Source organism: Stappia albiluteola (assembly GCF_014050225.1).
GTDB lineage: Bacteria > Pseudomonadota > Alphaproteobacteria > Rhizobiales > Stappiaceae > Hongsoonwoonella > Hongsoonwoonella albiluteola.
Window position 1 is genome coordinate 1 of record NZ_JACFXV010000049.1, and the last position, 4,541, is coordinate 4,541.

4 protein-coding genes and 1 pseudogene are annotated in these 4,541 nt (G+C 62.2%); all 5 read right to left on the reverse strand.

Features of this window, described 5'->3' with window-relative positions; genetic code table 11:
• Positions 1-151: 151 nt before the first annotated feature.
• Positions 152-478: a DUF7936 family protein gene (locus tag H2509_RS09880; protein ID WP_182164839.1), complete on the reverse strand. Its 327-nt coding sequence runs from the start codon at positions 476-478 to the stop codon at positions 152-154.
• 9 nt (positions 479-487) lie between these two features.
• Positions 488-2,047, reverse strand: coding sequence for a hypothetical protein (locus tag H2509_RS09885; protein ID WP_182164840.1), 1,560 nt, complete (start codon positions 2,045-2,047; stop codon positions 488-490).
• 69 nt (positions 2,048-2,116) lie between these two features.
• Positions 2,117-2,593, reverse strand: coding sequence for a hypothetical protein (locus tag H2509_RS09890; RefSeq protein ID WP_182164842.1), 477 nt, complete (start codon positions 2,591-2,593; stop codon positions 2,117-2,119).
• On the reverse strand, positions 2,594-3,664 hold the full coding sequence (locus tag H2509_RS09895) for a hypothetical protein (protein WP_182164844.1): 1,071 nt from the start codon (positions 3,662-3,664) through the stop codon (positions 2,594-2,596).
• A pseudogene (locus H2509_RS09900) lies at positions 3,661-4,541 on the reverse strand (hypothetical protein); the annotation flags it as partial. The gene H2509_RS09895 and the pseudogene H2509_RS09900, both read right to left, overlap by 4 nt.

Consider the following 4,541-nt stretch of genomic DNA (forward strand, 5'->3'; position numbering starts at 1 on the left):
TGCGCGGCAGCCGCAGCCGTTGCGTGTGAGGCCGCTCGCGTCGAAAGCGCAACGATCTGGCCCTGGAATTCGGTCATGACCGCGTTCACCTGGTCATGGGAAAAGCTTGTCTGCCCTGCGTCCTGCATGTCTGTCTCCTGTTTTTTGGCTGTCACTGCCAGCCGGACGGAAGCCCGGCGACGATCGGCGGGTTTATCTGCCGGTCGAGATCGGCAAGCGCCGCGGCCTCGCACGCCGGCGCGTCGATCCTGGCCTTGACCCAGTCGAGCACCGTTGCCTGATCGAGATCGGCGAAGGCGGTGAAATTGGCCGCGTTCGGTGGGGCCATGGCGCAATCTCCATAAACGCGGCCGGCAAGGTCCGGATAGGCCGGATCGATCGCCAGCACCTCCCAGTGCGCGCGGCAGACCACATCGGTCAGCCCGGACATTTCCGGCGCGCGGTCGAGGCTGACGATCTTCCATGTGATTTCGGTCATGGTTGCTCCTTACCAGGCGGAGAGTGCCGCGCGTCGCCATGTGTTGGCGGCCGTGCAGACGTAGACAAAATTCGCATCCCAGCAGATATCGCCCTGGTTGCCGGCCGCACCCGACGATCCCGGCGTACGTGCGCTACGCATGCGCATCGTGTTGGCGTTGATGTCGAGCAATGCCGTGGGTACGGACGTATTGATGCCGACATTGCCATTCTCGTCGATCATCATCCGCACGAGTCCAGACGGCGTTACTGTATCGGCAGCGGTGTGGAAGAATATCCGCGTTGCGGCGTTGCCTAAACTGGTGCCTCCGCCAAGTCTTAAATCATTTTCATTCTCGCTACTTACCACGAAGAATGGAACCCACGTTCCATCCGTAGTATTGTAATTTGGGATGGCCGGTCGCCAAAATTTACTTTCAGCGTTGGCGCGTGAATTACCAAGAAGCCATCTCGTTCCAACTACATCCAGGACGTCCTGCGGGGAAGTTGTGCCAATACCTATATTACCGTCTGCTGCGATCACCATACGCGGCATGATCGTTGTGCCTGTGGCAGGGCCTCCCCGAAGCCAGATTGAGCCATCCGGATAGAGATCGATGCCGCTTGCCCTGTCGGTTATGCCGTTTATTCCCATGAACGTGAAGGAGCCGGCATTGTTGCGGTACCCGTTCGAAAACAGGCTCGTCGCGAAGGCGCCGTTCGTTCCCAGATACCCTTTGTTGAAAAACAGCGCCGCGTTGCCACCAGTTCCCCAGAAATTGGCGGGCACGTGATCACCTCCGATCGACACTCCCTGTTCTGTCCAGAGTTCTGCCATCCGGGCTGTGCCGTTGACGTGCAAAAGCTCGAGTGGCGATGACGTCCCGATGCCCAGCCCAGCCGACGTCCACCGCCCGCGCTCCGCGCCGCCAAGGGCAAACCCCAGCGCATCCGCTGCCGGGAAAAACAAACCTGTATTGGTATCGCCGGATCGTGAGATCGCAGGTGCCGCGGCGCTGCCGGCGGCGAACAGAGCCGCGCCGGTTACGGCCGGATTGGCGAGCGTGACGCCCGTAAGCGTCAACGCACCCGTTGCCTGCGCGATCGACAGCACGTCGACATAGTCATTGCCCGATCCGGAAGGCGAGCGCTGGATCTTGAGATCGTCCGAGCCGAACAGCCCAAGCCGAAAACGGTGCGCCCCGCCCCGCTGTAACAGCAGGCCCGCTGCGCCGGCCGCTTCCGCCTTGTCGAGGCTCAGAAGCTTGTCGTCGCCGCTGACCGACAGCACGGACGCCGTGGCCGTCGCCAGCGCCCCCACCTGCTCCAGCACCGCCGCCGCCGTGTGGCGGGCCACAGACACTTTAAGGATCGCATAGGTAACGCCAGTCGCCGTCGCGCCGGCATAGGGCCGGTCGAGCGTCAGCGCCTCATCGCCGCCGATTGCCGCGATTTCATAAAAGGCCGACCAGTCGCGCGTGAAAAGATCACCCACCCGCGCATTGGCACCCTTGGTCAGCTCTGCGCCGGCAATGGCAACCGACGCACTGCCATTGGTGACCGTAGCTAAGCCGATCCTGTAGCTGGACATGCAGGTCTCCAGATAAGCAAAAGGCCCGCGATCGCGAGCCTTTGGAAGGTCAGAAAGTGGGGCGGAAGGTCAGTTGAAGGTGCCGGCAACCATCCGGTATTCGACCGTCAGCGCGGGAAAGACGACCGGCAGGCTTGCCGAGGTCCAGGCCGAATAGCTGGTCGCGATCAGGTAAAGCTTCTCGTTCATGATGCCGGCGCCAAGTGTCTGCCAGAACCGCAGGCTGATCGCGCGCTGCCAGTTCGCCTGTATCAGGGCCCCGCCGCCGAGCACCATCCATCGGTCGCTGCTGTAGTAGTTGCCGTTGCCGGTAACCCGGATCATGCCTTGCGCGAGGCTGGCATAAGGCCCCACATCGGCAACCGGAAACCGCTGCCAGCGGACGCCCGTGCCCGACGAGCCGGACACTGTCCTTTGCGGGATGACGATGCTGCCGGAAAAGATCGTGTCAGGGATCAGCAGCATTCTCTTGTCGGTGTCGAGCGTCGTCTTGCCCGCGCTGTTGACCGTCACCAGCCTCCCGTCGTTATAGTCGAAGTCCCGCATTCACGCCCCCATCCCGATCACCGGCCGCCCGTGATAGATGTCGTTTTCATCGGAATAGCCCGACGACGGGAATGGGTATGCCGCGTTTGGCGTGACCGAATGCGGCACCGGAATTTGAAAATTGTCGAACTCGCCATAGGCCACGTTCTCGCCGAACGCCGCCGGGATGCTGTCGCCACCGTCAAAACCGTCCAGCACGAGCTGGCGCTTTTCGCTGTCGAACTTGCCATCCGCCACGACGAGACGACCGGCCAAAGCGTCCAGGATCAGTGCGTAGGGCGGGCCGCCGACCGCAAGACCCGACTCCATCGAATAGTCGGTGATGAAGATCTTGTAGGCGATCGTCAGGTCGTCCCGTGGCGTGTTTGCCGGCGCCAGTTGGCGGCGGAACATCAGGAACACATCGTTGATGTCGGCACCGAGATCCAGCGTCATATGAGTGTATGGCTCACCGTTACCAGGCAGCGACCCCGCGAGGGGTACAGTACCGCTCCACGGCACCGTGATATTGCCGAGATAAGTCGGATAGGTTTGCGACCAGTCATAGTTGCGCGCATTGGTGATCGCCCCGAAGACGAGGGGCGTATACCCAAGGCCATGGCTGAAGATCGGCTGGAACTTCTTCGAATAGGCGTCGACGCCGTCGCTATTTACGTTCATCGTACCTTCGATGACGTTCACCACCGAAATATACGGCAAGTCCGAATGGAACTTGACGCGGCTCAGATCCGAAAACGGGTCGGCCTCCAGCGCCAGATCCTCCGGGCCGTAGTAGATCGACACACGCCCGGCCTGCCCGTCCGCGCTGAAGACCACCTCGCCCGCTTGCGGCCCAGGGAGATGATTGGTGTGCTCGATCACATAGGCAATGCTGGTCCGGTTGCCGCGCGGCCAGCCGGAATAAAGCCGTAGCTCGGTATTGCTGACGACCTCGGCGATCTCCATCACCGCGTCGCCGTCGCAGACCAGCCAGTCGCCCGGCCTGACATTGCCGACGAACTGCGTACTGTTGCCCGTCACGCGATTGGTGTAGGCCGAAAGTGAGATCGTGCCGGCCGAATAGGTCGTCATGCGATGATCCTGATGCGTTTGTTGTCGAGATCGATGAGGAACTTGCCATCCTCGGACTGCATTTTACCGGCGGTAACGGTTCCGACACTCGCGGCATCCAGCGTCGCCTTGCCGTTCTCGAAATAGATGCCGCGCGACATATTTGCGCCGTCCGAAAAGAACACCTGATCGACCATGAAGACCTTGCGGCTGCCGCCCCCGGTCAGGAGCTGGAGCACTTCTCCCGCGCTCTCGAAATCGGGCGTCTCCGGCGTACCCCTGTTGAGCTGCACGACATATTCGGCCGCCACGCCTGCCGGCAGCGTGCCCGCCGTCGCCGAAAGCCGGTAGAAGCCGCCTGCGGTCGCTCCGTCGACCATGGCGGAGACTTGGGTAATCGCTGCCGCATTGGCGCTGATGTCGTTGCCCTGCTGCATCACCGTCGTCGTCAGGCCGTTCAGGACCGTGGCGTTCGCGTCGACCGTGCCGGTCAGCCCGGAAAGATCGCTCATGAGTTGAGTGATCGACAGGGCTTGCGACGTAATCGTGCCTTCCGCCGTCGTCACCCTGGCGTCCAACGCCGACAGGGCCGACGCATCGGCCTTGCCCTCTACCGTCGCAGTGAGGTCGAGGATTGACGAAGCCAACGCTGCGGTTTCAGTGACAATCGCAACGTCGAGCCGCGATACCTCCGCCTGGAAATGCACGCCGGCGCGCACCGCCTGCGCCGTCAGCTTGTCCGATCGCTGCTGGATCGCAATCATCGCAGCCAGCGCGCCCTCGGCCGCCTGCTCAGACAGCCGGCGGACATAGGCGAGCGAGTCCGGATTGGTCTCGTCGTCGTCCAGATAGGCCAGCAGCGACCGCGCCGCCGCATCCATCTGTGCCCGGCCAACCG